General features: G+C 41.2%; 18 protein-coding genes. 15 read left to right on the top strand and 3 right to left on the bottom strand.

What is annotated here, in order from left to right; translation table 11 throughout:
• Positions 1–42 precede the first annotated feature (42 nt).
• The 4 genes from dnaB (at position 43) to polA (ending at position 5,596) form a co-directional block, all read left to right on the top strand.
• The gene (gene dnaB / locus QM928_RS03845) at positions 43–1,401 is read left to right on the top strand and encodes a replicative DNA helicase (protein WP_414294551.1); all 1,359 of its coding nucleotides are present in this window, start codon (positions 43–45) and stop codon (positions 1,399–1,401) included.
• Positions 1,398–1,664 (top strand): Veg family protein, encoded by a 267-nt coding sequence (locus QM928_RS03850; protein ID WP_000128621.1) that lies wholly within the window; start codon positions 1,398–1,400, stop codon positions 1,662–1,664. Before dnaB ends, QM928_RS03850 begins: the two co-directional genes overlap by 4 nt.
• Positions 1,665–1,764: 100 nt before the next feature.
• Entirely contained in the window at positions 1,765–2,898 is a 1,134-nt protein-coding gene (locus QM928_RS03855; RefSeq protein WP_414294552.1) for an SH3 domain-containing protein, read from the top strand.
• A gap of 64 nt (positions 2,899–2,962) precedes the next feature.
• Positions 2,963–5,596: a DNA polymerase I gene (gene polA, locus QM928_RS03860; protein ID WP_414294553.1), complete on the top strand. Its 2,634-nt coding sequence runs from the start codon at positions 2,963–2,965 to the stop codon at positions 5,594–5,596.
• Between the two features lie 116 nt (positions 5,597–5,712).
• Here the strand turns inward: polA and QM928_RS03865 are convergent, their stop codons facing one another.
• Positions 5,713–7,161: an APC family permease gene (locus tag QM928_RS03865; RefSeq protein WP_153224660.1), complete on the bottom strand. Its 1,449-nt coding sequence runs from the start codon at positions 7,159–7,161 to the stop codon at positions 5,713–5,715.
• Positions 7,162–7,587: 426 nt separating this feature from the next.
• Positions 7,588–9,672, bottom strand: a complete 2,085-nt coding sequence (locus tag QM928_RS03870) for a GH92 family glycosyl hydrolase (RefSeq protein WP_414294554.1) — start codon at positions 9,670–9,672, stop codon at positions 7,588–7,590.
• Positions 9,673–9,844: 172 nt separating this feature from the next.
• Between QM928_RS03870 and QM928_RS03875 the strand changes: the two genes are divergently transcribed.
• The 11 genes from QM928_RS03875 (at position 9,845) to QM928_RS03925 (ending at position 24,522) form a co-directional block, all read left to right on the top strand.
• Positions 9,845–11,125 carry a glycoside hydrolase family 125 protein gene (locus tag QM928_RS03875; RefSeq protein WP_414294555.1) on the top strand — a complete coding sequence of 427 codons (1,281 nt, stop codon included), beginning with the start codon at positions 9,845–9,847 and terminating at the stop codon, positions 11,123–11,125.
• Between the two features lie 76 nt (positions 11,126–11,201).
• Positions 11,202–13,847: an alpha-mannosidase gene (locus tag QM928_RS03880; RefSeq protein WP_414294556.1), complete on the top strand. Its 2,646-nt coding sequence runs from the start codon at positions 11,202–11,204 to the stop codon at positions 13,845–13,847.
• An 84-nt stretch (positions 13,848–13,931) separates the two neighbouring features.
• A complete protein-coding gene (locus QM928_RS03885) occupies positions 13,932–14,801 on the top strand; it encodes an ROK family protein (RefSeq protein WP_414294557.1) in 870 nt (289 codons plus the stop codon).
• Entirely contained in the window at positions 14,795–16,675 is a 1,881-nt protein-coding gene (locus tag QM928_RS03890; protein WP_414294558.1) for a beta-N-acetylhexosaminidase, read from the top strand. The genes QM928_RS03885 and QM928_RS03890 overlap by 7 nt, the downstream gene beginning before the upstream one ends.
• Before the next feature lie 112 nt (positions 16,676–16,787).
• Positions 16,788–17,903, top strand: a complete 1,116-nt coding sequence (locus QM928_RS03895; protein WP_075231019.1) for a DUF4767 domain-containing protein — start codon at positions 16,788–16,790, stop codon at positions 17,901–17,903.
• Positions 17,904–18,117: 214 nt separating this feature from the next.
• Positions 18,118–19,047 carry an ABC transporter permease gene (locus tag QM928_RS03900; RefSeq protein ID WP_075228964.1) on the top strand — a complete coding sequence of 310 codons (930 nt, stop codon included), beginning with the start codon at positions 18,118–18,120 and terminating at the stop codon, positions 19,045–19,047.
• Between the two features lie 13 nt (positions 19,048–19,060).
• A complete protein-coding gene (locus QM928_RS03905) occupies positions 19,061–19,981 on the top strand; it encodes a carbohydrate ABC transporter permease (protein ID WP_414273480.1) in 921 nt (306 codons plus the stop codon).
• A 109-nt stretch (positions 19,982–20,090) separates the two neighbouring features.
• Positions 20,091–21,569, top strand: coding sequence for an ABC transporter substrate-binding protein (locus QM928_RS03910; protein ID WP_414294559.1), 1,479 nt, complete (start codon positions 20,091–20,093; stop codon positions 21,567–21,569).
• Positions 21,570–21,733: 164 nt separating this feature from the next.
• On the top strand, positions 21,734–22,423 hold the full coding sequence (locus QM928_RS03915) for a lysostaphin resistance A-like protein (RefSeq protein ID WP_414294560.1): 690 nt from the start codon (positions 21,734–21,736) through the stop codon (positions 22,421–22,423).
• Between the two features lie 128 nt (positions 22,424–22,551).
• Positions 22,552–23,538, top strand: coding sequence for a rhodanese-related sulfurtransferase (locus QM928_RS03920; protein ID WP_075228420.1), 987 nt, complete (start codon positions 22,552–22,554; stop codon positions 23,536–23,538).
• A 126-nt stretch (positions 23,539–23,664) separates the two neighbouring features.
• Positions 23,665–24,522, top strand: a complete 858-nt coding sequence (locus QM928_RS03925) for a DUF4299 family protein (RefSeq protein ID WP_414294561.1) — start codon at positions 23,665–23,667, stop codon at positions 24,520–24,522.
• A 156-nt stretch (positions 24,523–24,678) separates the two neighbouring features.
• On the opposite strand, the gene QM928_RS03930 is transcribed toward QM928_RS03925, so the two are convergent.
• Positions 24,679–25,641, bottom strand: a complete 963-nt coding sequence (locus QM928_RS03930; RefSeq protein ID WP_414294562.1) for a DUF6574 domain-containing protein — start codon at positions 25,639–25,641, stop codon at positions 24,679–24,681.
• Between the last annotated feature and the right edge of the window lie 26 nt (positions 25,642–25,667).

Here is a 25,667-nt window from a genome sequence, read left to right on the forward strand (position 1 = left end):
TTTACGATTGGTTGACAATATTGTAAAAGGAAGGAAAGTCTGATGGCAGAAGTTGAAGAACTGCGTGTTCAGCCTCAAGATATCCTGGCAGAACAATCTGTTTTAGGAGCCATTTTTATTGATGAGACTAAACTCGTTTTTGTCCGAGAATATATCGATTCACAGGACTTCTTTAAGTATGCTCACCGTTTGATTTTTCAAGCTATGGTTGATTTGTCTGATCGTGGAGATGCTATTGACGCAACCACAGTTCGGACGATACTAGATAGCCAGGGTGATTTACAAACTATCGGGGGCTTGTCTTATCTGGTTGAGATTGTCAATTCGGTGCCAACCTCTGCCAATGCGGAATACTATGCTAAAATTGTAGCAGAAAAGGCTATGCTTAGACGTCTAATTGCTAAGTTGACAGAGTCTGTAAACCTAGCCTATGAAGCTTCTCAACCTGCTGACGAGATTATTGCTCGTGCAGAAAAAGGCTTGATTGACGTCAGTGAGAATGCCAATCGAAATGGCTTTAAAAATATTCGTGATGTATTGAATATCAACTTTGGGAATTTAGAAGCTCGTTCTCAACAGACTTCGGATATCACGGGTATTGCGACAGGTTATCGAGATTTAGATCACATGACGACAGGTCTGCATGAGGAAGAATTGATTATTTTGGCAGCTCGTCCTGCGGTTGGTAAGACAGCCTTTGCTTTGAATATTGCGCAAAATATCGGAACCAAACTAGACAAGACAGTTGCTATTTTCTCTCTGGAAATGGGTGCTGAAAGTTTGGTCGATCGTATGTTGGCTGCGGAAGGATTGGTAGAGTCGCATTCTATCCGTACAGGGCAATTGACTGAGGAAGAATGGCGCAAGTATACGATTGCTCAGGGTAATCTGGCTAATGCAAGTATCTACATTGATGATACACCAGGGATTCGGATCACAGAAATTCGCTCTCGTTCCCGTAAACTGGCTCAGGAAACAGGTAATCTAGGCTTGATTTTGATTGACTATCTTCAACTTATCACAGGGACTGGTCGAGAAAATCGTCAACAAGAAGTATCTGAGATTTCCCGTCAGTTGAAAATCTTAGCGAAAGAACTCAAAGTTCCAGTTATAGCTCTTAGTCAGCTTTCTCGTGGTGTAGAGCAACGTCAAGATAAGAGACCAGTTTTGTCTGATATTCGTGAATCTGGATCTATTGAGCAGGATGCTGATATCGTAGCCTTTCTCTATCGTGATGACTATTATGATCGTGGTGGTGAAGAAGAGGAAGGTATTCCAAACAATAAAGTAGAAGTGATTATCGAGAAAAACCGTAGCGGTGCTCGTGGAACGGTAGAATTGATTTTCCAAAAAGAATATAATAAATTTTCAAGTATTTCGAAGATGGAGGAAGCAAGATGACAGACGCATTTACAGATGTGGCTAAAATGAAAAAAATTAAAGAAGAAATTAAGGCGCATGAGGGACAAGTGGTGGAAATGACCTTAGAAAATGGTCGTAAACGCCAAAAAAATCGTTTGGGAAAACTAATTGAGGTTTATCCATCGCTCTTCATCGTTGAGTTTGGAAATGTTGAAGGAGACAAACAGGCAAATGTCTATGTTGAATCTTTCACCTATTCAGATATTTTAACAGAAAAGAACTTAATTCATTATTTAGATTAAGGATAATCATGAAAGTGGGAAGTTTCTCACTTTTTTCTTTTTCTTTCGAATGATATAGATGAGGTCAACCTCAAAAATCTAATTATTTGAAGGAGAATACATGACATTTACTAAAGCAGGACATAAAAAGGGAACTTTTCTCAGAAAGACAGCTGTAGGCTCAGCTTCACTAGTTTTAGCAGGTATTTTTTTATTTAGTGGAGGAACTGTTCATGCCAACCAGGCAAACAATGGATCACTAGCACGAGGAGATGATTATCCTACTTATTATAAAAATGGGAGTCAGGAGATTGATAAATGGCGCATGTATTCTCGTCAGTGTACTTCTTTTGCAGCCTTTCGTTTGAGCAATATCAATGGTTTTGAAATTCCGGCGGCTTATGGAAATGCTAATGAATGGGGATATCGTGCTAAACGAGAAGGTTATCGCGTAGATCAGCGCCCAGCAATTGGTTCTATCGCTTGGGATACGAGTGGACAGTATGGTCATGTCGCTTGGGTATCCAATGTTTTTGGTGATATGATTGAAATTGAAGAATACAATTATGGAGTCAGAGAAAGGTACAATCGACGAACGGTAAAGGCCAATTCTATGACTGGATTCATTCATTTTAAAGACGTGGGGAATGCTAGCTCAGGAAATTATCAGTTATCACTCGTATCTAGCGGGACACATATTTTTACAGAAAAAGCAGCCATTATGGATCAGCCATCACTAACAGCAACGATTATCGATTATTACTATGCGGGAGAAAGTGTTCATTATGATCAAACCCTTGAAAAAGATGGGCATAAATGGATTAGTTATATTTCACGAAGCGGGAACAGACGTTATATCCCCTTAACTAAAACAAGTAGCTCTAAAAATGGTTGGGAAAAAGAAGGAACTGTTTGGTATTATTATGAAAATGGTCAGAAAGCAGTCGGTTGGAAGAAGATTAATGGGAACTGGTATCATTTGCAAGCTGATGGTACAATGACGACAGGTTGGTTAAAAGATGGTTCTAAGTGGTATTATTTGAAATCATCTGGCGAAATGCAGACAGGCTGGTTAAAGGATAACGGAACATGGTACTATCTTGAAAGCTCAGGTGCTATGAAGGCTAGCCAGTGGTTTCAGGTTTCAGGGAAATATTATTACGTGAATGCATCTGGAGAATTGGCAGTAGATACGACTATCGATGGTTTCCAAGTTGATAGTAGTGGTGCACGCGTGGAAAAAGCATCCCAATAACTCTTCTCCGCTAATCTAACTCTTCCCGATGGTATTTTTCCCTGCTTTCCTTTATAATGGGTGTATGGACAAGAAAAAATTATTATTGATTGATGGATCTTCAGTTGCTTTTCGAGCTTTTTTCGCTCTTTATCAGCAGCTGGATCGTTTTAAAAATGACAATGGATTACATACCAATGCAATCTACGGTTTTCACCTGATGCTAAATCACCTACTGGAACGTGTCCAGCCAAGCCACATTTTGGTTGCTTTTGACGCAGGGAAGACGACTTTCCGTACAGAGATGTATGCAGACTATAAGGGTGGTCGTGCCAAGACTCCGGATGAGTTTCGCGAGCAATTCCCTTTTATTCGTGAGTTGCTAGATCATCTTGGGATTCGTCATTATGAGTTAGCCCAGTATGAGGCGGATGATATCATTGGTACCTTGGGTCGTTTGGCTGAAAAGGATTCATTTGATGTAACTATCGTCAGTGGAGACAAGGACTTGATCCAGTTGACAGATGAACATACAGTGGTTGAGATTTCTAAGAAAGGTGTAGCTGAGTTTGAGGCATTTACGCCGGTTTATCTTATGGAAAAGATGGGAATCACACCAGCTCAGTTCATTGATCTTAAAGCCCTCATGGGAGATAAGTCAGATAATATCCCTGGCGTAACCAAGATTGGTGAAAAGACTGGGATCAAGCTCTTGTTAGAACACGGATCGCTGGAAGGTATTTATGAAAATATCGATGGCATGAAGGCTTCCAAGATGAAGGAAAATCTCGTTAATGACAAGGAACAGGCCTTTTTGTCTAAAACACTAGCGACCATCGACACGAAAGCGCCAATCGAGATAGGTCTAGATGATTTGGTCTATAGCGGTCCAGATATTGAAAACCTCGGAAAATTCTACGATGAGATGGGCTTTAAACAACTCAAGCAGGCTTTAAATGTATCATCAGCTGATGTGGCTGAGAGTTTGGACTTTACTATTGTTGACCAAGTCAGTCAAGATATGCTAAGCGCGGACTCCATCTTTCACTTTGAACTTTTTGGTGAAAACTACCATACAGATGACTTGATTGGTTTTGCCTGGTCATGCGGAGACAAGCTCTATGCTACAGATAAGCTGGAAATTCTGCAGGATCCGATTCTTAAGGATTTTCTAGAAAAAACACCTCTGAAAGTATATGACTTTAAGAAAGCTAAAGTTCTCTTAAATCGCTTTGGTTTGGACTTGCAGGCTCCTGCTTTTGACAGTCGCTTGGCCAAATACCTTCTCTCTACTGTAGAGAATAATGAAATTTCAACCATTGCTAGTCTCTATGGTCAAACTTACCTAGTCGATGATGAGACCTTCTATGGTAAGGGTGTCAAGAAAGCTATCCCTGAGAGAGAGAGATTCTTGGAGCACTTGGCTCGCAAGCTTGCTGTATTGGTTGAGACAGAGCCTGTCTTACTTGAGAAATTAAGTGAAAACGGCCAATTGGACCTCCTCTATGATATGGAGCAACCTCTGGCTTTTGTCCTTGCTAAGATGGAAATCGCTGGGATCAAGGTTAAAAAAGAAACTCTACTCGAGATGCAAGCTGAAAATGAGCTTGTCATTGAAAAGCTAACTCAAGAGATTTATGAATTGGCTGGTGAGGAGTTTAACATCAACTCGCCTAAGCAGTTGGGCGAATTGCTTTTTGAAAAGCTAGGTCTCCCTATAGAATACACCAAGAAAACCAAGACAGGTTACTCAACAGCAGTGGATGTGTTAGAGCGCCTAGCTCCTATTGCCCCAATCGTCAAGAAAATTTTAGATTATCGTCAAATTGCTAAGATTCAATCGACTTATGTGATTGGTTTGCAGGATTGGATTTTAGCGGATGGCAAGATTCACACGCGCTATGTGCAAGATTTGACTCAGACAGGGCGTCTGTCTAGTGTGGATCCAAACTTGCAAAATATTCCTGTTCGCTTGGAACAAGGTCGCCTCATTCGTAAGGCTTTCGTACCAGAGTGGGAGGATAGTGTCCTTCTCAGCTCTGACTATTCACAGATTGAGTTGCGAGTTTTGGCGCATATCTCTAAAGATGAGCACTTAATCAAGGCCTTCCAAGAGGGAGCTGATATCCATACCTCGACAGCCATGCGTGTCTTTGGAATTGAACGTCCTGAGGATGTGACTCCAAACGACCGTCGCAATGCCAAGGCTGTCAACTTTGGAGTGGTTTACGGAATTTCAGACTTTGGTTTATCCAATAACCTAGGTATCAGCCGTAAAGAGGCTAAGGCATACATCGACACTTACTTTGAACGCTTCCCTGGTATCAAAAATTACATGGATGAAGTCGTTCGTGAGGCGCGTGATAAGGGTTATGTAGAGACTCTCTTCAAACGTCGTCGTGAGTTGCCAGATATTAATTCGCGTAACTTTAACATTCGTGGCTTTGCAGAGCGTACAGCTATCAACTCACCTATTCAAGGCTCGGCTGCAGATATTCTCAAAATCGCTATGATTCAGTTAGATAAAGCCTTGGTAGCAGGTGATTATCAAACTAAGATGCTGTTGCAAGTACACGATGAAATTGTTCTTGAAGTGCCTAAGTCAGAATTAGCTGCTATTAAAAAACTTGTTAAACAAACCATGGAAGAAGCTATTCAACTCAGTGTGCCCCTCATTGCTGATGAAAATGAAGGTGTAACTTGGTATGAGGCCAAGTAAAAAATAAACAATCAAACAAAAAGAAATCCCCTTGAACGTTACTGTTCAAAGGGGATTTTTGCTGAGAAAATTTTGCAAGAAAAGATAAAAGCGATTTTATCTAACTAGTAGTAGACTTACTTGATTTGTTTCTTTTGTTCTTTTTTGGCAAGTACTGGTAGAATCACACCTAATCCAATCAGAATAATTGGGGTCAAGATGTTTGTAAGAAGCGAGAATTGCCAAGCAGTTGGATTCTCAGCGTAGTTAATTTTTGGAACCATACCTAGGATACAAGCAAAGGCAGTAAAGAGGAAGCACCAAGTACCGATAATAAAGCCAAGCTTAGGATTGTTCACAAACTTGTATTCGGCATTTTTGTATGTTTTCCAAGCACGGTTGAGCATCATATAGGCAAGGAATACCCAGAGATAACGCATTGGCATTACGATCGAATTGAGGTTTGTCATCCATTTTACAAGTCCGTCAATTTCCTGAATACCAAAAATTGGGAGGATAATGATGAGACTGACAAGGACGCCTGTAAGGAGGTAGCCGTTAATGAGGACACCTTTTTCAGTACGTTTGCGAAGCCAGCTTGGGATGTAGTCTTCATCAGCGTTATTGAGAAGGATTTGCAATGGTGCGTCAATAGAGAAGGCAAGCGCAGCGATTTGTCCGACCATGTTTGTAAGAGCGTAGATCACGACAAAGAGGTTTCCAACTCCCCAAGAATTTCCTAACATTTGGAAGGCTTGATAAGCACCATTACGCATGAGGTCTTCAGGGATGTTATTGCCATCAAATAGCATTCCCATGGCAACTGATCCGAGGATAGCAGAGAGCCCCACCATGATGGCCATGACAATCATACCTTTTGGAAATTCTTTTGCAGGGTTGCGAGTTTGATTAACATAAGGAGAAATTTTTTCACAACCACCAACTGCAAAGACTAGTAGTGAAATCGTTGTAAAATAAGAAAAATCAAAGTTTGGAATGTAGGTGCTCAGTTGATCCATGTGCGGTGTCGCAAATTGGATGTCTGGTTTAATGAAAGGCAGACCGACAGCCAAAAGCACAAAGAGTAAAGACATAATCAACATAGCACTTCCTGCCAAGCTACCAATGACTTTTAGAGTTGCCAATCCCTTTGTAGAAAGGTAGAGGAAAAGTCCAAAGATTAGCAAGCAGAGAATAACGATCCAGTGGATGTCGATTTGTTTAAGGAATTGTCCGTTACCTTGCAAGGCCCAACCAAGCGGAATTAGAATTCCTTGAGGTTTTTGTGCGAGATAAGGGATATGCACAACCCAGTAGGTCCAAGCAGCAAAGTAGGCGAGACGTTTGGTTGATGTTTTTTCAACCCAGTCACTAACACCGCTTCCGCTCTCCTTAAAGGTAGAACCTAATTGTCCAACGATGAGGGAATAGGGGATAAAGTAGAGTGCGAGGATTAGAACCCAAGATACGACGACTGAAATTCCCTGTTGAGAATAGTTGTTGACGACGTTTCCTAGCCCCCAAACCATGTTGAAGGCAATCAGAGAAACCATCAGCCAATTAAGTTGGTGTTGATCTTTTTTCATAATGTCTCCTTTTCTATTAATTTCAGTATATCATGTTTTTTTGAAAGCGCCTAACAAAATCCGAAATTTCCTATAAAAAATGTAGGGGGAATTTATCAGCTGGAGTTTGTACTTGAGTAAAAGTTATACACAATCTGTGGATAACTTTGTGAAATAAAAAATTGTTTTCCAAATGTTAGTTTAGAAAAAAGAGATAGAATGTATGAGTTGGGTACTAAGCTAGTCGGTTATAAAGACTGATAGAACAGGATATTGAGGGTGTTTTTACTTTAGGATGTCAAAAAAATGGTTGAGAGAAATCGTTTGGAAGTATATGAAATTAATTTGAAAGTTGATTGAAAGTTATACACAATCTGTGGATAACTTTGTGGAGGATTTGGTATAAATCAGAAAATCCCTTTGTACATGACAAAGAGATTTGGCTTATTAGTGATTTGGTAACCAGCTGAGGGTAAAGTCGAGAGATTGGGCGTTTAGCAAATCCTGGTGACCAATACTCTGAACTTCTTTTCCGTCAAGATGGCAGTCTTGTACAAAGTGGAAGTGTTCATGATTTTGTTGCGTACGAATATCCAACCACTGGTTTTTTTCTGCAAGATAGACACGAAGGTGATCAAAGAGCGGAATCCCAAGATCATAGCTTGCTTTTCCTGGACAGGTGGGATAAAGCCCAAGAGTGGACCAGACATACCAAGCCGATAAACTGCCGTTATCCTCATCTCCTGGATAAGCATCCCAGCCAGCTCGAAAGGCTTTTTGACGGAGCGTCTTGATTAAGAGACTGGTATATTGGGGATAATTACTGTAACGGAAAAGATAAGGGATATGGAAACTTGGTTGGTTTGAAATGGCTAGTTGACCAAATGGCGCGGTTGCCATTTCGCTCATCTCGTGAATTTCATATCCATAACCCGTCGTTTCAAAGAGCGGTAAACTTTGACAAACTTTTAAGAGATAGTTGCTAAAGGCTTCTTTTCCACCCATTAGTTGACCAAGTCCAGAAATATCGTGTAAGACACCGAGACTGGCTTGGATGGCTGAACACTCAGCATAATCACGGCCCCAACTATAAGGAGAAAAGTCAGGACGGAAGTTGCCATCTATATCATGCGCCCTCATATATCCTGTCTCAGGATCAAATAGATTCTGATAGTTTTTAGAATAGTGGGCATAGGTTTGTGCCAGCTCTTTTTGACCTAATTTTGTTGCGCAGGTAGAGATGCAAAAATCACTGTAAGCATAGTCCAGTGTATGACTGACACTTTCATGGAAGTCTGTGGATAGGTAGCCTAGCTCTTGGTATTGGGCCAGGCCGTGTCGTCCGTTGATAGTTTTTGGATCTGCCTTAGTCGCAGTTTCAAGCATAGCTTTGAGAAATTCTTCCTCAAGCTCAGGTGCCATGTCTTTACAAGCACTATCTGCAATAAGACCATCAATCAAAGTACCAGGCATCATGCCTCGTTCGTCAGGAGCCAGCCACTTAGGGAGATACCCAGTGTCGCGGTAGCTATTGAGGAAGCCTTCGAGAAACTGACGATAGCGTTCCGGAATAATCAAGGCAAAGAGTGGGAAAGAAGTGCGGAAGGTATCCCAAAAACCATTGTTGGTAAAGAGAAGACCTGGTTTAACTGTTCCTGAAGCGAGGTCCATATGGATGATTTCGCCCTGCTCATTTACCTCATAGAAGGTTTGTGGGAAAAGAAAGAGTCTGTATAGACAATGGTCAAAAAATGTTCGGTCTACTGACCCAGTTTCCACGACATCAAAGCGACCTAGAAGATTTTCCCAACTTGTCTTGGCGTCTTGTTTTGTTTCTTCAAAATCCTGTTTAGGAAGATTAAAGAGGGCTTGTTCTTTGGAAATAAAAGAAGTTGCCAGTTGAACTTGAACTTCCGCTCCAGCCAAGTCAATTCGCCAGTCCTGTCCCTCTTGCGTAATAGAAAGGATTTCTACAGAAAATGCGAGAGCAGTATACATGACGAGGGGACTTTTATTGGTTTCGGTTTCACCTTCTTGTCTCAGGGCCAGAGTTCGCTTATCGACTTGTTCAACTCTCAGTTCATCTGCTGCGTGAAGATAGAGGGAGAGGGCTTTTCCTTGTATCTGTCTTAGATGAACAGAAGCTCCATAGCAAGTAGGACTTAGTTGCATTTCAATCTGATAACGCTCAGAAAAAATCTTTAGAAAATGAGGATTAAAAATAGCACGTTCAAGATTATAAGAAGATTGACGATGAAAGAGAGTGTCGCCGCTGATTTCTCCTGTAACTGGTGTCAGTAAGAGCCAGGAGTAATCACCAATCCAAGGGCTAGGCTGGTGGGTTAGTCGGATACCCTGAAAGATAGGAAGATGGGGGTCAAAAAACCATGATCCTTCCTGGTCACTAGTCTGGGGTACAAAGTAATTCATGCCGAAAGGAACACCTGTGTAGGGTAGGGTGTTTCCTCGTGAAAATGCATGTTTACTGGCTGTTCCAAAACGCGTATCAATGGATTCAAGTATCGGTTTCATAGTGGTTTCCTTCAGTAGTTTTCTACATTATATCAGAAAAAGGATACTTTTAGAAAATGACTTCAAAATATAACAATTTTGTAGAATAATGACTAACATTTGTGTATATATTTTCTGGACTAAAAGCTATATACTGAAAATGAAAATTTGTTTGAAAGAGGCAAAATAGTTTATGGTTTATTCTAAAGAAATCGTCAGAGAGTGGCTAGATGAGGTAGCGGAGAGTGCCAAGGAACATCCTGAATGGGTGGATGTCTTTGAGCGTTGCTACACAGACACTTTAGACAATACAGTTGAGATATTGGAAGATGGGTCAACCTTTGTACTGACTGGGGATATCCCAGCTATGTGGCTCCGTGACTCAACTGCTCAGCTAAGACCTTACCTTCATGTGGCTAAAAGAGATCCTCGTTTGCGTCAGACCATTGCTGGTTTGGTCAAACGTCAGATGACTTTGATTCTCAAAGATCCCTATGCCAACTCTTTCAATATTGAGGAGAACTGGAAAGGCCACCACGAGACAGACCATACAGACTTGAATGGCTGGATTTGGGAGCGCAAGTATGAAGTGGATTCGCTTTGCTACCCATTGCAGTTGGCTTACCTCCTTTGGAAAGAAACGGGTGAGACGAGCCAATTTGATGAAACTTTTGTTACAGCGACCAAGGAAACTCTCCATCTCTGGACGGTTGAACAAGATCACAACAACTCACCATACCGATTCGTTCGTGATACCGACCGTAAGGAAGATACCTTGGTAAATGACGGCTTTGGTCCTGACTTTGCCGTGACAGGAATGACCTGGTCAGCCTTTCGTCCAAGTGATGACTGCTGTCAGTATAGCTACTTGATTCCGTCGAATATGTTTGCAGTGGTTGTCTTGGGTTATGTCCAGGAAATCTTTGCAGAATTGAATCTAGCTGATAGCGAGAGTATCATTTCTGACGCTAAACGTCTGCAAGCTGAAATCCAAGAAGGAATCGAAAATTATGCCTACACCACTAACAACAAGGGCGAGAAGATCTATGCCTTTGAAGTAGACGGTTTAGGAAATGCTAGCATCATGGACGACCCTAACGTACCAAGTTTGTTAGCTGCTCCCTATCTTAGTTACTGTGATGTGAACGATGAGGTCTATCAAGCCACTCGTCGCACCATTCTCAGCCCTGAAAATCCCTACTTCTATCAAGGAGAATACGCTAGCGGACTTGGAAGCTCTCATACCTTCTATCGTTATATCTGGCCGATTGCCCTATCAATTCAAGGCTTAACAGCTACAGATAAAGCTGAGAAAAAATACTTGCTAGACCAACTAGTTGCCTGTGATGGTGGAACAGGTGTGATGCACGAAAGCTTCCACGTAGACGACCCGACACTCTACTCACGCGAATGGTTCTCATGGGCCAACATGATGTTCTGCGAATTAGTCTTGGATTACCTAGATATTCGCTAATGAGCTTTTGCTCGACAGATTCTTGTACAGAATCACAAATCTATTTTTAAATTTAAGTTAGAATGAGGTTTTACTCATGGAAAATGTTGTTGTACATATCATCTCTCACAGTCACTGGGATCGTGAGTGGTATCTACCTTTTGAAAGTCACCGTATGCAGTTGGTGGAACTTTTTGACAATCTTTTTGATCTTTTTGAAAATGATCCTGAGTTCAAGAGCTTCCACCTGGATGGACAAACCATTGTCCTCGATGACTATTTAGAAATTCGCCCTGAAAACCGTGACAAGGTGCAGCGTTATATCGACGAAGGCAAATTGAAGATTGGTCCTTTCTATATCTTGCAGGATGATTACTTGATTTCCAGTGAAGCTAACGTCCGCAATACCTTGATTGGACAAGCGGAATGCGCTAAATGGGGCAAATCTACTCAGATTGGCTACTTCCCTGATACCTTTGGAAATATGGGGCAGGCTCCTCAAATCCTTCAAAAATCAGGTATTCACGTAGCAGCCTTTGGTCGCGGTGTCAAACCAATCGGATTTGACAATCAAGTCCTCGAAGATGAGCAATTTACCTCTCAATTTTCTGAGATGTACTGGCAAGGAGCTGACGGTAGCCGTGTACTCGGTATTCTTTTTGCCAACTGGTACAGTAACGGGAATGAAATTCCAGTGGATAAAGACGAGGCTTTGACTTTCTGGAAGCAAAAATTAGCAGACGTCCGTGATTATGCATCGACCAACCAATGGTTGATGATGAACGGCTGTGACCACCAACCTGTACAGAGAAATATTAGTGAAGCCATTCGTGTGGCAAACGAACTCTTCCCTGACGTGACCTTTATTCATAGCTCATTTGACGAATATGTCCAAGCACTGGAAAGTGCCCTTCCTGAACAATTATCAACGGTCACAGGTGAGTTGACTAGCCAGGAAACGGATGGTTGGTACACCCTTGCCAATACCTCTTCTTCACGTGTTTATCTCAAACAAGCCTTCCAAGAAAATAGCAACTTGTTAGAGCAGGTCGTAGAACCATTAACCATTATCACTGGTGGACACAACCACAAGGATCAATTAACCTATGCATGGAAAGTGCTTCTGCAAAATGCACCACACGATAGTATCTGTGGCTGTAGTATTGACGAAGTTCACCGTGAAATGGAAACTCGTTTTGCAAAGGTTAATCAAGTCGGAAACTTTGTCAAGAGTAACCTTCTTAATGAATGGAAGGGGAAATTGGCAACTCAAAATGCTGAGAGCGACCACCTCTTTACCGTTGTCAACACAGCTTTACATGACAAGGTTGATACAGTTAGTGTTGTAGTGGATGTTGTGACTTGTGATTTTAAAGAATTGCATCCGACTGAAGGTTACAAGAAGATGGCAGCCGTGACCTTGCCAGATTACCATGTTGAAGATTTGGATGGCCATGTCCTTGAAGCCAAGATTGAAGATTTGGGAGCAAGTTTTGGCTATACTTTGCCTAAGGATAAATTCCGCCAACCATATATTGCACGCCAAGTGCGCGTGACAATCCCAGTCCACCTTGCTCCGCTTTCTTGGGCAAGCTTCCAATTGGTCGAAGGTCAAGTAGAATACAGAGATGGTATTTATCAAAATGGAGTCATTGATACCCCATTCGTAACTGTCAGTGTAGATGAAGGAATCACAGTCTATGACAAGACTACAAACGAAGCTTACGAAGATTTCATCCAATTCGAGGATCGTGGAGATATCGGCAACGAGTACATTTACTTCCAACCGAAAGGAACTGAGCCAATTTATGCTCAATTGAAGGGATACGATGTCCTAGAAAACAATGATCGCTATGCCAAAATCTTGCTCAAACATGACTTGACTATTCCAGTTAGCGCAGATGAAAAATTGGATGCTGAACAAAGAGGTATCATCGAGTTCATGAAACGAGATGCAGGTCGTTCAGAAGAGTTGACAACTATTCCTCTTGAAACAGAAATGACTGTCTTTGTGGACAATCCACAGATTCGCTTTAAAACTCGCTTTACTAATACAGCCAAAGACCACCGCATCCGTCTCTTGGTGAAAACTCATAACACTCGTCCAAGCAATGATTCTGAAAGCATCTATGAAGTTGTGACAAGACCAAATAAACCAGCAGCTTCTTGGGAAAATCCTGAGAATCCACAACACCAACAAGCCTTTGTCAGCTTGTATGATGATGTTAAAGGAGTGACAGTATCCAATAAAGGGTTGCACGAATACGAAATCCTTGGAGACGACACCATGGCTGTAACCCTTCTCCGTGCTTCAGGCGAACTTGGTGACTGGGGTTACTTCCCAACGCCGGAAGCTCAGTGCTTGCGAGCTATCGAAGTTGAGTTTGCAGTAGAATGTCACCAAGCAGGGGAACGCTTCTCAGCTTTCCGTCGTGCCAAAGCCTTCCAGGTGCCATTTACAGCTCTTCAAGTTGCAAAACAAGAGGGTAGCGTTGCTGCAACAGGTAGTCTCTTCAACCATGCAGCACTGAACTTGCCACAAGTCTGCCCAACAGCCTTTAAAGTTGCTGAAAATGAAGAAGGATACGTTCTTCGTTACTACAATATGAGTAATGAAAATGTACGTGTACCTGAAAGTCAACATCTCTTCCTTGACCTACTTGAACGACCATACCCAGTTCATAGAGGTCTCATTGCACCGCAAGAGATTCGTACAGAATTGATCAAAAAAGAAGAAATTTAATTTCAAAAAGATAACATAAAAAGAAAGGAGGAGCGAAAAAGTAAGAACAGACTGCTGATTCGCTCCTTTTTACAGGTAAAAGCAATGACCATTGCAACGATTGATATCGGAGGGACTGGGATTAAGTTTGCTAGTCTCACTCCTGATGGAAAAATTTTAGATAAGGCCAGCACCCCAACTCCAGAAACTCTAGAAGATTTGTTGGCTTGGTTGGACCAACGCTTGTCAGAACAGAACTATCGTGGAATTGCCATGAGTGTGCCAGGTGCAGTTAATCAGGAAACAGGTGTGATTGAGGGGATTAGTGCCATTCCTTACATCCATGGATTTTCTTGGTATGAGGCCCTTGCTCATCACAAGCTTCCAATCCATCTAGAAAATGATGCCAACTGCGTTGGACTCAGTGAATTGTTGGCTCATCCTGAGATTGAAAATGCAGCCTGTGTCGTGATTGGTACAGGAATCGGTGGGGCTATGATTATCAATGGTAAGCTTCACCGAGGACGTCATGGCTTGGGCGGTGAGTTTGGCTATATGACAACCATCGAACCGGCGGAAAAGCTCAACAACTGGTCACTACTAGCTTCTACAGGAAACATGGTTCGTTACGTCATTGAAAAATCTGGTCAGTCTGATTGGGATGGCCGCAAGGTTTACCAAGAAGCGGCAGCCGGCAATGCTCTTTGCCAGGAAGCCATTGAGCGTATGAATCGTAATCTGGCTCAAGGACTGCTCAATATCCAGTACCTGATTGACCCAGATGTGATTAGCCTAGGTGGCTCTATCAGTCAAAACCCAGATTTTATCAAAGGTGTGCAAAAAGCAGTAGACACCTTTGTGGAAAGATATGAAGAGTATACAATTGCTCCAGTCATTCAAGCTTGCACCTATCACGCAGATGCCAATCTCTACGGTGCCCTTGTCAACTGGTTACAGGAGGAAAACCAATGGTAAGATTTACAGGACTTAGTCCCAAACAAGCGCAAGCTATTGAAGTATTAAAAAATCACATCTCCCTACCGGATGTAGAGGTGGCAGTCGCTCAGTCTGACCAAGCTTCTATCTCTATCAAGGGTGAGAATGGGCAGTATCAACTGACCTACCGCAAACCTCATCAACTCTACCGCGCTTTATCTGTGCTAGCAACAGCTTTGGCAGAAGGTGACAAGGTAGAAATTGAAGAACAAGCTACTTACGAAGATTTGGCTTATATGGCTGACTGTTCCCGAAATGCGGTGCTCAATGTCGCTTCTGCCAAGCAGATGATTGAAGTCTTGGCTCTCATGGGGTACTCAACTTTTGAGCTCTATATGGAAGACACCTATCAGATTGAGGGACAACCCTATTTTGGTTATTTCCGTGGAGCATACTCAGCTGAAGAGTTACAGGAAATTGAAGCCTACGCTCATCAGTTTGATATGACCTTTGTCCCATGTATCCAGACCTTGGCCCACTTATCAGCCTTTGTCAAATGGGGTGTCAAGGAAGTGCAGCAACTTCGTGATGTAGAGGACATTCTCCTCATCGGCGAAGAAAAAGTCTACGACCTGATTGACGGTATGTTTGCGACGTTATCTAAACTACAAACTCGCAAGGTCAATATCGGGATGGATGAAGCTCACCTAGTTGGTTTGGGGCGTTATCTTATCCTGAACGGTGTGGTTGATCGTAGTCTCCTCATGTGCCAACACTTGGAGCGCGTGCTGGATATTGCAGACAAATACGGTTTCCACTGCCAGATGTGGAGCGATATGTTCTTCAAACTCATGTCAGCAGACGGCCAGTACGACCGTGATGTGGAGATTCCAGAGGAGACTCGTGTTTACCTTGACCGTCTCAAAGACCGTGTGACCTTGGTTTACTGGGATTATTACCAAGATAGCGAAGAAAAATACAATCGTAACTTCAGTAACCATCACAAGATTAGCCAGGATATCGCCTTTGCAGGTGGTGCTTGGAAGTGGATTGGCTTTACACCTCATAACCATTTCAGCCGTCTCATTGCGGTCGAAGCAAACAAAGCCTGCCGTGCCAATCAGATCAAAGAAGTCATTGTGACTGGTTGGGGAGATAATGGTGGTGAAACAGCCCAGTTCTCGATCCTACCGAGCTTACAAATCTGGGCAGAACTCAGCTACCGCAATGATTTAGAACGTCTGTCAGCTCATTTCAAGACCAATACAGGATTATCCGTTGAGGACTTTATGCAGCTTGACCTGGCCAACCTCTTACCAGACTTGCCAGACAATCTCAGTGGAATTAACCCTAACCGCTATGTCTTTTATCAGGATGTCCTCTGTCCAATCCTTGACAAGCACATGACTCCTGAACAGGACAAGCCACACTTTGCTCAGGCAGCTGAGATTCTTACTGACATTAAAGAAAAAGCAGGTATCTACGCTTATCTCTTTGAAACTCAGGCTCAGTTGAATGCTATTTTAAGTAGTAAGGTTGATGTAGGCCGACGCATCCGTCAAGCCTATCAAGCAGGCGATAAAGAGAGCTTGCAGCAAATTGCTAGAGAAGAACTACCAAAATTAAGAAGCCAGATTGAAACCTTCCACAAGCTCTTTAGCCAACAATGGTTGAAGGAAAACAAGGTCTTTGGTTTGGATACAGTAGATATCCGTATGGGTGGGCTCTTGCAACGCATCAAGCGAGCAGAAAGTCGCATTGAAAACTACCTGGCAGGCGAAATCTCTCGTATTGACGAACTAGAAGTAGAGATTCTTCCATTTACTGACTTCCACGCAGACAAGGACTTCGCAGCAACGACAGCCAACCAGTGGCATACCATCGCGACAGCTTCGACTATTTATACAACCTAGAAATTTATCACAGATAGCCAAACATCTCCTTTTAAATAAATGGAGATGTTCTTTGATTTGGAGCTAGGGAAGGAGTATAATGAAAGTATAAGGATAGTTTGGAGGTCTGACCATGAAAAAGCTACTACTAGTCCTAGGTGCAAGTATGCTAGTTTTATCTGCTTGTCAAAAGACGACAGAAGATAGCGCAACTAGTTCGTTAACACCAAAAAACCAACAAACCAAGGAAGTAACAAACTATTTTCACTACCTAGCGGATTCCTATCAAAAGGCTCTTTTCCACGAAAAAGAAGACAAGGATACAAGTGTTCAATCACCCATGGCTGCTACGGTTGTAGCCATGGAAGAGCTCCAGCAATCTAATCCGACTGACCAAGCCTTGATTATGAAGAACTACTCGGATTTTCAGAAGCTAATCCAATACAACACGGAAAAGTGGCAGGAAGAGTTTGCAAGCTGGGCTGCTTCTATGGGACAGTCCTATTATAGACTAGAGCATAGAAACTTTGACGAAAAAAATGAACTCATCAAACAATTGGAAACAACCACTGTCTCTCAGAAAAGAGTCAGATGGAATATTTTCGGGGTATCCAGTGACAACGCCTATGATTACTTGGTTTTGGATGCCTACTATGATGATCAGGACAAACATTTCTACTTATTTACACTGAAAGATGGGCAAGCACAGGTCTTACATGCCGATAAGACTTTAGAAACTATCAGTGCTGCAAACTTTGAAGAGACTGAAAACACAGATTTAGCACAAGGCTTTAAGGAATTTCTATTAAAAACAAGCGTAGCTACAGAGAATGAGCCAGATATAGACAATAGTTCTCTAACAGACAAGATAAAAATAGCCATGGAATCCTACTCAGATAGTAAGGGTGAAAGATTTAAGTCAACTAGCCTAGCAACATATGGTCGCTATTATGGGCTTGCAGTTCCGGATCAGATGATGCAATTTGGGCAAGTCGATGGAGTCAAATATACTTTTAAATGGCATGGCTATACTGCTGGTCTTGGAGAAAAACGATTTGAAATCTTGGCCTGTTATGTAAATGAAGCAGGGACAGAAGTGATTCTCTTTGGCTACAAGGATGGTCACCCAACTATTTTACATACTGAGGGGGAACCAGAGATTTATAAAAACGAAGCAGGTGCTATTATAGATGCCCAGGTTCATTTTGTTGATTTTCACCAACCGATATTAGAACAAGTTTTCAAGTAACAAATATGGGCAACACCTCTTGCAAGCAAGACGTTTCTCGTGAAACATCCTTCTTATATAAAAAAGTTCTCCACATAAAATAATTTGTGGAGTTTTTTCTATAATTAGTAGTTTAAACTATCCTTAAAATAAGAGTATACTCTTATTGTAAACGTTATCAAATCTAAAAATTGTGAGATTATCAAGTTTTAGAAAAATAAAAAGGGAGGAAATTATGAACAAGTTTTCAAAAACCTTGAGAGATAACTGGATTTTTCTCTTAATGGTTCTACCAGGGACACTTTGGTTGATCTTATTCTTCTACATCCCGGTATTTGGAAATGTGGTTGCCTTCAAAGATTACCGAATGACTGGCGAAGGGTTTGTCCACAGTATTATAAATAGTAAATGGGTCGGACTAGACAACTTCAAGTTCTTGTTTAGTTCAAAAGATGCCTTTGTTATCACTCGAAATACTGTTCTTTACAACCTTGGCTTCATCTTTATCGGTTTGATTGTATCGGTTGGTATTGCCATTATCCTTAGTGAACTTCGCTCTAAGCAAATGGTTAAAATCTACCAAACATCTATGTTGTTCCCTTACTTCTTATCTTGGGTTATCATCAGTTTCTTTACAGATGCTTTCCTAAACATCGATAAAGGGGTTATCAACCACGCCTTGGAAGCTCTTGGCATGAAGGGGATTAACTTCTACGCTGACATCAGTATCTGGCCTTATCTTCTCCTCTTCCTAGGTATTTGGAAAGGCTTTGGATACAGTAGTGTTATGTACTATGCAACAATCATGGGTATTGATCCAACCTACTACGAAGCAGCAACAGTGGATGGTGCTAGCAAATGGCAACGTATCCGCAACGTAACCATCCCTCAGTTAACACCACTTGTGACAGTATTGACCATCCTTGCAGTCGGAAACATCTTCCGTGCAGACTTCGGTCTCTTCTACCAAATCCCTCACAATGCTGGTCAGCTCTATAGTGTAACAAACGTATTGGACGTCTATGTCTTTAACGGTTTGACTCAGACAGCAGATATCGGTATGGCTTCAGCAGCAGGTCTCTACCAGTCAGTCGTTGGTTTGATTTTGGTTATCCTATCAAACTTACTAGCACGACGTGTAGATCCTAACTCAGCCCTATTCTAGAAAGGAGGAGCATATGGCAAAAAAAGTTCAAAAAGCAAAAATTGATAATGTTGGCATACACTCCTTCAGCAAGAAAGCAGATATCTTCTTTAGTATCATATCTGGTTTGCTAGCCTTCTCTTGTATCTTGCCTTTCATCTTTGTTATCATTATCTCAGTTACAGATGAGAAGAGTATCGTTCAATATGGATATAGCTTCTTCCCATCACAATTTGGATTAGATGGTTTTGAGTTTTTGGCTCAGTTTAAAGATAAGATTTTACAAGCGCTCTTTATCTCAGTATTTGTAACAGTAGTTGGGACATTGACAAACGTCTTTATCACAACAACTTACGCCTATGCCATCTCACGTTCAACATTTAAGTATCGTAAATTCTTTACAATCTTCGCTCTCCTCAGTATGTTGTTCAATGCTGGTTTGGTACCAGGCTATATCGTAGTGACTCAATTGCTTCACCTTGGTGATACCATTTGGGCCTTGATCGTTCCGATGCTTCTCTCACCATTCAACATCATGTTGATGCGTTCCTTCTTCAAGAAGACCATCCCAGAAGCAATCCTCGAGTCAGCTCGTATCGATGGAGCGAGTGAAGCTCGTATCTTCTTCCAAATCTGCTTGCCGCTCTCACTACCAGGTATCGCAACGATTACACTATTGACAGCGCTTGGATTCTGGAATGACTGGTTTAACGCCCTTCTTTACATCAAGAGTGACAACTTGTATCCATTGCAATATTTGCTCATGCAAATTCAAAACAACATGGATTACATTGCCAAGTCAGTTGGTATGTCAGGACAACTTGCAGTTGCCCTACCAAAGGAAACAGGTCGTATGGCCATGGTTGTAGTTGCAACCCTACCTATCGCGATTCTCTATCCGTTCTTCCAACGCTACTTTGTAAAAGGTTTGACCATCGGTGGTGTTAAAGAATAAGGAAATCTGAGAAACCGTGTTTCTCCCCTAACCTTGATTTTTCTAGCTAAGAAAAATCAACAATCTCAACTTGTTAATAACTTTAAAAATAAAAAAAGGAGTTTTTATAATGAAAAACTGGAAAAAATATGCTTTTGCATCTGCTAGCCTTGTAGCTTTAGCTGCTAGCCTTGCTGCTTGTGGAAACCTTAAAGGAAACAGCCAAAAAGCTGCTGACTCAGCATCAGGTGACAAACCTGTTATCAAAATGTACCAAATCGGTGACAAACCAGATAACTTGGATGAATTGCTAGAAAATGCAAACAAAATCATCGGAGAAAAAGTTGGTGCTAAATTGGATATCCAATACCTTGGTTGGGGTGATTACGGTAAGAAAATGTCAGTTATCACTTCATCAGGTGAAAACTACGATATCGCATTCGCAGATAACTACGTAGTAAACGCTCAAAAAGGTGCTTATGCTGACTTGACAGAATTGTACAAGAAAGAAGGAGCTGACCTTTACAAAGCACTTGACCCAGCTTACATCAAAGGTAACACTGTAAACGGTAAAATCTATTCAGTTCCAGTTGCGGCTAACGTTGCGTCTTCACAAAACTTCGCCTTCAACGGCCCACTTCTTGAAAAATATGGAATTGATATCTCAGGTGTAACTTCATACGAAACACTTGAACCAGTATTGAAACAAATCAAAGAAAAAGCTCCAGATGTAATGCCATTCGCTGTTGGTAAAAACTTTATCCCATCAGAAAACTTTGACTACCCAGTTGCAAACGGACTTCCATTCGTCATCGACCTTGAAGGCGATACTACTAAGATCGTTAACCGTTACGAAGTTCCTCGTTTCGTAGAACACTTGAAGACTCTTCACAAATTCTATGAAGCAGGATACATTCCAAAAGACGTAGCAACTAGCGATACTTCATATGACCTTACTCAAGATACTTGGTTTGTTCGTGAAGAGACAGTAGGACCAGCTGACTACGGTAGCAGCTTGCTTTCTCGTGTTGCTAACAGAGACATCCAAATCAAACCATTTACTAACTTCATCAAGAAAAACCAAACAACTCAAGTTGCAAACTTTGTAATCTCAAACAACTCTAAGAACAAAGAAAAAGCAATGGAAGTGTTGAACCTCTTGAACACTAACCCAGAACTCTTGAACGGACTTGTTTATGGACCAGAAGGCAAGAACTGGGAAAAAGTTGCAGGTAAAGAAAACCGTGTTAAAGTCCTTGATGGATACAAAGGAAACACTCACATGTCAGGATGGAACACTGGTAACAACTGGATCCTTTACATCAACGAAAACGTTACAGATGAGCAAATCGCACAATCTAAGAAAGACTTGGAAACTGCAAAAGAATCTCCAGCTCTTGGATTCATCTTTAACACTGACAGCGTGAAATCTGAAATTTCAGCTATCACTAACACTATGCAACAATTCGATACAGCTATCAACACTGGTACTGTAGACCCAGAAAAAGCTATTCCAGAATTGATGGAAAAACTTAAATCTGAAGGTGCTTACCAAAAAGTATTGGATGAAATGCAAAAACAATACGATGAATTCTTGAAAAACAAATAATCTCAAGAACAATTGATTTCGTGTATTCATTCCTAAAAGATGCGATCACTGCCTTGTCTGGATATTTCCAGACGGGGTGGTGATTCTTTTTAGAGCAAATACATATAATTATCTGTATTTAAAATCAGATATTTACTCTTACATATAAGTTGGGACACAGACATATGAAAAAATTCCATCTACTCTTTAAAATCAGTGCAATCTTATCTTACTTATTTTTCGTATATGGACTCTCTCAGCTAACACTTGTGGTCCAAAACTACTGGCAATTTTCTTCTCAGATTGGGAATTTTTTCTGGATTAAAAATCTTGTCAGTCTAGTCTTCATCGGACTGATGGTATGGATATTAGTCAAGACAGGTCATGGATATCTTTTTGTTATTCCTAAGAAAAAATGGCTGTGGTATACAGTGCTGACAATTCTCGTAGCTGTGCTTCATATAACATTTAATTTCCAAACGGCTAGACATGTTCAGTCTACCTATGAAGGTTGGGCTGTGTTAATCGGTTATAGTGAGACAAATTTTGCCGAGTTGGGACTCTACCTGTCCTTATTTTTTCTAGGGCCTCTGATGGAAGAGTTGATTTATAGAGGATTGCTCCAACATGCCTTCTTTAAAGATTCGAAATTTGGGCTTGACCTGATTCTTCCTTCGGTTTTATTTGCTCTTCCTCACTTTACAAGTTTTCCCAGTGTACTAGATATTCTTGTTTTTGCGACGTTTGGAATCCTTTATGCGGGTCTAACTCGCTATACCAAGAGTATCTATCCCGGTTATATCGTTCATGTTATCAATAATATCGTAGCTACATTGCCGTTTTTGCTAACCTTTCTTCATCGAATATTCAGCTAAAACAAGACCTGTTTCCAGGTCTTGTTTTCATTTTTCGGTCAAATAAATTGCATTCGCTTTCTTGAGGGAGTATACTGGTATAGTTGAATGAAAAATTCTGATAATTTAATCTTAGAAAAGAGAAGCAAATGTCAAAAGATATTCGAGTTTTACTTTACTATAAATATGTTCCTATCGAAAACGCAGAACAATTTGCGGCTGACCACTTGGCTTTCTGTAAATCAATCGGCCTCAAAGGTCGTATCCTAGTCGCTGACGAAGGGATTAACGGAACCGTTTCTGGTGATTACGAAACAACGCAAAAATACATGGACTACGTTCACAGCCTTCCAGGTATGGAAGACCTCTGGTTCAAGATTGACGAAGAAAGTGAGCAAGCCTTCAAGAAGATGTTTGTTCGCTATAAAAAGGAAATTGTTCACCTTGGTTTAGAGGATGATAACTTTGATAACGACATCAATCCTCTTGAAACAACAGGTGCTTACTTGTCACCAAAAGAATTTAAAGAAGCCCTCCTAGATGAAGATACAGTTGTCCTTGATACTCGTAATGACTATGAGTACGACCTTGGACACTTCCGTGGGGCTATCCGTCCAGACATCCGCAACTTCCGTGAATTGCCACAATGGGTTCGTGATAACAAGGAAAAATTCATGGACAAACGTGTCGTCGTTTACTGTACAGGTGGAGTCCGCTGTGAGAAATTCTCAGGCTGGATGGTACGTGAAGGCTACAAAGATGTTGGCCAATTGCATGGAGGAATCGCGACTTACGGGAAAGACCCAGAAGTTCAAGGGGAACTTTGGGATGGGAAAATGTACGTCTTTGACGAACGTATCGCAGTCGATGTCAACCATGTCAATCCAACCATTGTAGGGAAAGATTGGTTTGATGGAACACCATGTGAACGCTATGTCAACTGTGGAAATCCATTCTGTAACCGCCGTATCTTGGCATCAGAAGAAAATGAAGACAAGTACCTTCGTGGATGCTCACACGAGTGTCGTGTTCACCCACGTAACCGCTATGTTTTAGAACATGAATTGACACAAGACCAAGTCATCGAGCGTTTAGCAGCGATTGGTGAGAACTTGGATCATTCTGAAGTCGTATAATAGTATCAACAGTCCTTGATAAGGGGCTGTTTTTCTATGCTTTTGACTAAAAAATCTTAAATTTGTTTCTGCATCTTTCAGGAAAATGGTGTATACTATATGTAAACGATTTCAAAGGAGACCATTATGGTGAAGACATTTTTTATTCCAAATAAACAAAGTATTTTAGGACAACAGGAGATTCTTACAGCTAAATCAATCTTAGCCTTTGTAGATGGCTTAGAGTCACATAGTTATGATGCTGTCTATCTTCGTCAACCCCTCAATCGCCTTGAGTATATCGAGTGTGGAATCGTAGGCAAATCTCAATTTCTCTTTAAGGTACGATATCTAGATGCTCAAAAAGGCTATCAAGTAATCATTCCTGATTTGATTACAAGAGCTGACTGGGAGATTGTAGAAGCTTTCTTACAAGCCTTGTCTAGCAAGGTTGGTGAAGCAGTTGAAGGCTTGGAAGACTTTGATTTGGAAAACTATTTCCAAGAAACTGTTAAAAACTATCTATCTGATAAGGCTGCTCGTTTGGCCTTTTGCCAAGGTATTCTATCACCTGTCTACTTTGATAAGAAGGATTTAGAAAGTTTCTTGGAAGAAGATGGCTTGGCACGTTTTGAAGAGTTAGTTAAGAGGGTTCAAGGGTCAGATGCTTTTCCTTCCAGCGCTAAATTTTATCCAGATGGTGAAGGTAAGGTTCATGGGGTCTATCACCTAGCTCAGGGAGTAAAAACCATTTTGCCAAAAGGTCCTGTTGTTCCTGTACCTTATGTTGAACAGTTGGCTGGTAAGAACCTTGTCTGGGAGATTGACTTGGTAAAAATCTCTGGAGATGGTTCTAAGCCTGAAGACTATGAAGCAGTAGCCAGACTGGATTATCAAACCTTCTTAGAAGCTCTTCCAAAAGAACTTTATCAGGACTTGGATGCCAACCAAATAGTGGTAGGACCAATCTTAGGGGAAGATTTTGAATATTTAGCAAATAGATAAATAAGGAATCTGTGACAAAAGTTTCTATAAAGTTAAAAAGCGGACAAGATTAGTTTTCTGATTATCAGAATTCTGTCTTGTTCGCTTTTTTTGTTTTTAAAATTTTATAGTAATGATCCTCTAAAGTTAATATCTTTCAATCTCGCTACCTTTATCTTACATAAAAGCTAGGATTCGGAGATAGTCAGAAATCAGTGCCATTTCTGCTAGGAAAAAGAGAAATAGGACGCTTCCGTTGACGAGGACTGCGAAGAGAAGACGGTAGAAAGGATCAGTTTTACTATCCTTACTCGGTCTTGAGATGATGTAGAGGTTGCCAAGTAGGACCATACCTAGACTAATGAGGCTGAGAAGAGCTGCAAAGCGTAGGCCGTTAAAGAAGGCAAAGAAGCTAGCGACTCCTGTGAGTAGGATAGGAAGGGCGAAGAGCCTACTGTACTCTTGAAAGGCTCTTTCCAGTGTCCAATCGCTGTCCTGATCTACAAAACGTTTGACTACGAATCCACCCATAAGGATAGAAAAGAAGAAGAGACTTGTCGCTACTAAAATAGAGAAGACAGAAAAGAGATTGAGAGATGGGAATTGTTCTACGAAGTTGGCATCGATGCTTGCCATGCGACCATAGTAGCTATGTTTGGCGTGGTAAACAGTAAAGAGGAAACTCGTAGTAGAAAAGATAGTTAGGAGTGCAAAGGCATTATAACTATGTTTTTTATCTGTATCAAAACAAGCTGTCGGCTCTTTAAGAGCACCTAGTAGCCAGGTCCAAAAATCAGCCAATTCTTCTTTGAAGATTGCAGTTTTTGTAGGTGTAGGGTCTGGTAAAAATGGGCTTTCCAAAGATTTGCTGGTTAAAGGTTTGCTTGTCTGAAAAACTTCTTTAACAGGTTTTTCTGACTTATCTATCTTTTCTGATTTTTCAGCGAGCTCTTCAGTCTCTACAATTTCCTCACTAGTTTCCATATCTTCTGAATTGGCTTGAGGATTTTCCTCAACTACTGGTGATTCTTCCTTTGTATCTGAATCTTCTTCAAGGAGAACTGGGTCGGATGGGCTATCTTTTTTATCATTGTTGGCTGTTTTCTCGAAATCAGCACTTTCAAACCATTCTTGAGTCATGATGGGACCTCCTTTTTGATTAGTAA

The organism is Streptococcus infantis, assembly GCF_047460405.1.
Classification (GTDB): domain Bacteria; phylum Bacillota; class Bacilli; order Lactobacillales; family Streptococcaceae; genus Streptococcus; species Streptococcus infantis_Q.

Coding starts and splice junctions, on each gene's coding strand:
- dnaB (WP_414294551.1), top strand. CDS start 43: ATGGCAGAAGTTGAAGAACTGCGTGTTCAGCCTCAAGATATCCTGGCA.
- QM928_RS03850 (WP_000128621.1), top strand. CDS start 1,398: ATGACAGACGCATTTACAGATGTGGCTAAAATGAAAAAAATTAAAGAA.
- QM928_RS03855 (WP_414294552.1), top strand. CDS start 1,765: ATGACATTTACTAAAGCAGGACATAAAAAGGGAACTTTTCTCAGAAAG.
- polA (WP_414294553.1), top strand. CDS start 2,963: ATGGACAAGAAAAAATTATTATTGATTGATGGATCTTCAGTTGCTTTT.
- QM928_RS03865 (WP_153224660.1), bottom strand. CDS start 7,161: ATGAAAAAAGATCAACACCAACTTAATTGGCTGATGGTTTCTCTGATT.
- QM928_RS03870 (WP_414294554.1), bottom strand. CDS start 9,672: ATGAAACCGATACTTGAATCCATTGATACGCGTTTTGGAACAGCCAGT.
- QM928_RS03875 (WP_414294555.1), top strand. CDS start 9,845: ATGGTTTATTCTAAAGAAATCGTCAGAGAGTGGCTAGATGAGGTAGCG.
- QM928_RS03880 (WP_414294556.1), top strand. CDS start 11,202: ATGGAAAATGTTGTTGTACATATCATCTCTCACAGTCACTGGGATCGT.
- QM928_RS03885 (WP_414294557.1), top strand. CDS start 13,932: ATGACCATTGCAACGATTGATATCGGAGGGACTGGGATTAAGTTTGCT.
- QM928_RS03890 (WP_414294558.1), top strand. CDS start 14,795: ATGGTAAGATTTACAGGACTTAGTCCCAAACAAGCGCAAGCTATTGAA.
- QM928_RS03895 (WP_075231019.1), top strand. CDS start 16,788: ATGAAAAAGCTACTACTAGTCCTAGGTGCAAGTATGCTAGTTTTATCT.
- QM928_RS03900 (WP_075228964.1), top strand. CDS start 18,118: ATGAACAAGTTTTCAAAAACCTTGAGAGATAACTGGATTTTTCTCTTA.
- QM928_RS03905 (WP_414273480.1), top strand. CDS start 19,061: ATGGCAAAAAAAGTTCAAAAAGCAAAAATTGATAATGTTGGCATACAC.
- QM928_RS03910 (WP_414294559.1), top strand. CDS start 20,091: ATGAAAAACTGGAAAAAATATGCTTTTGCATCTGCTAGCCTTGTAGCT.
- QM928_RS03915 (WP_414294560.1), top strand. CDS start 21,734: ATGAAAAAATTCCATCTACTCTTTAAAATCAGTGCAATCTTATCTTAC.
- QM928_RS03920 (WP_075228420.1), top strand. CDS start 22,552: ATGTCAAAAGATATTCGAGTTTTACTTTACTATAAATATGTTCCTATC.
- QM928_RS03925 (WP_414294561.1), top strand. CDS start 23,665: ATGGTGAAGACATTTTTTATTCCAAATAAACAAAGTATTTTAGGACAA.
- QM928_RS03930 (WP_414294562.1), bottom strand. CDS start 25,641: ATGACTCAAGAATGGTTTGAAAGTGCTGATTTCGAGAAAACAGCCAAC.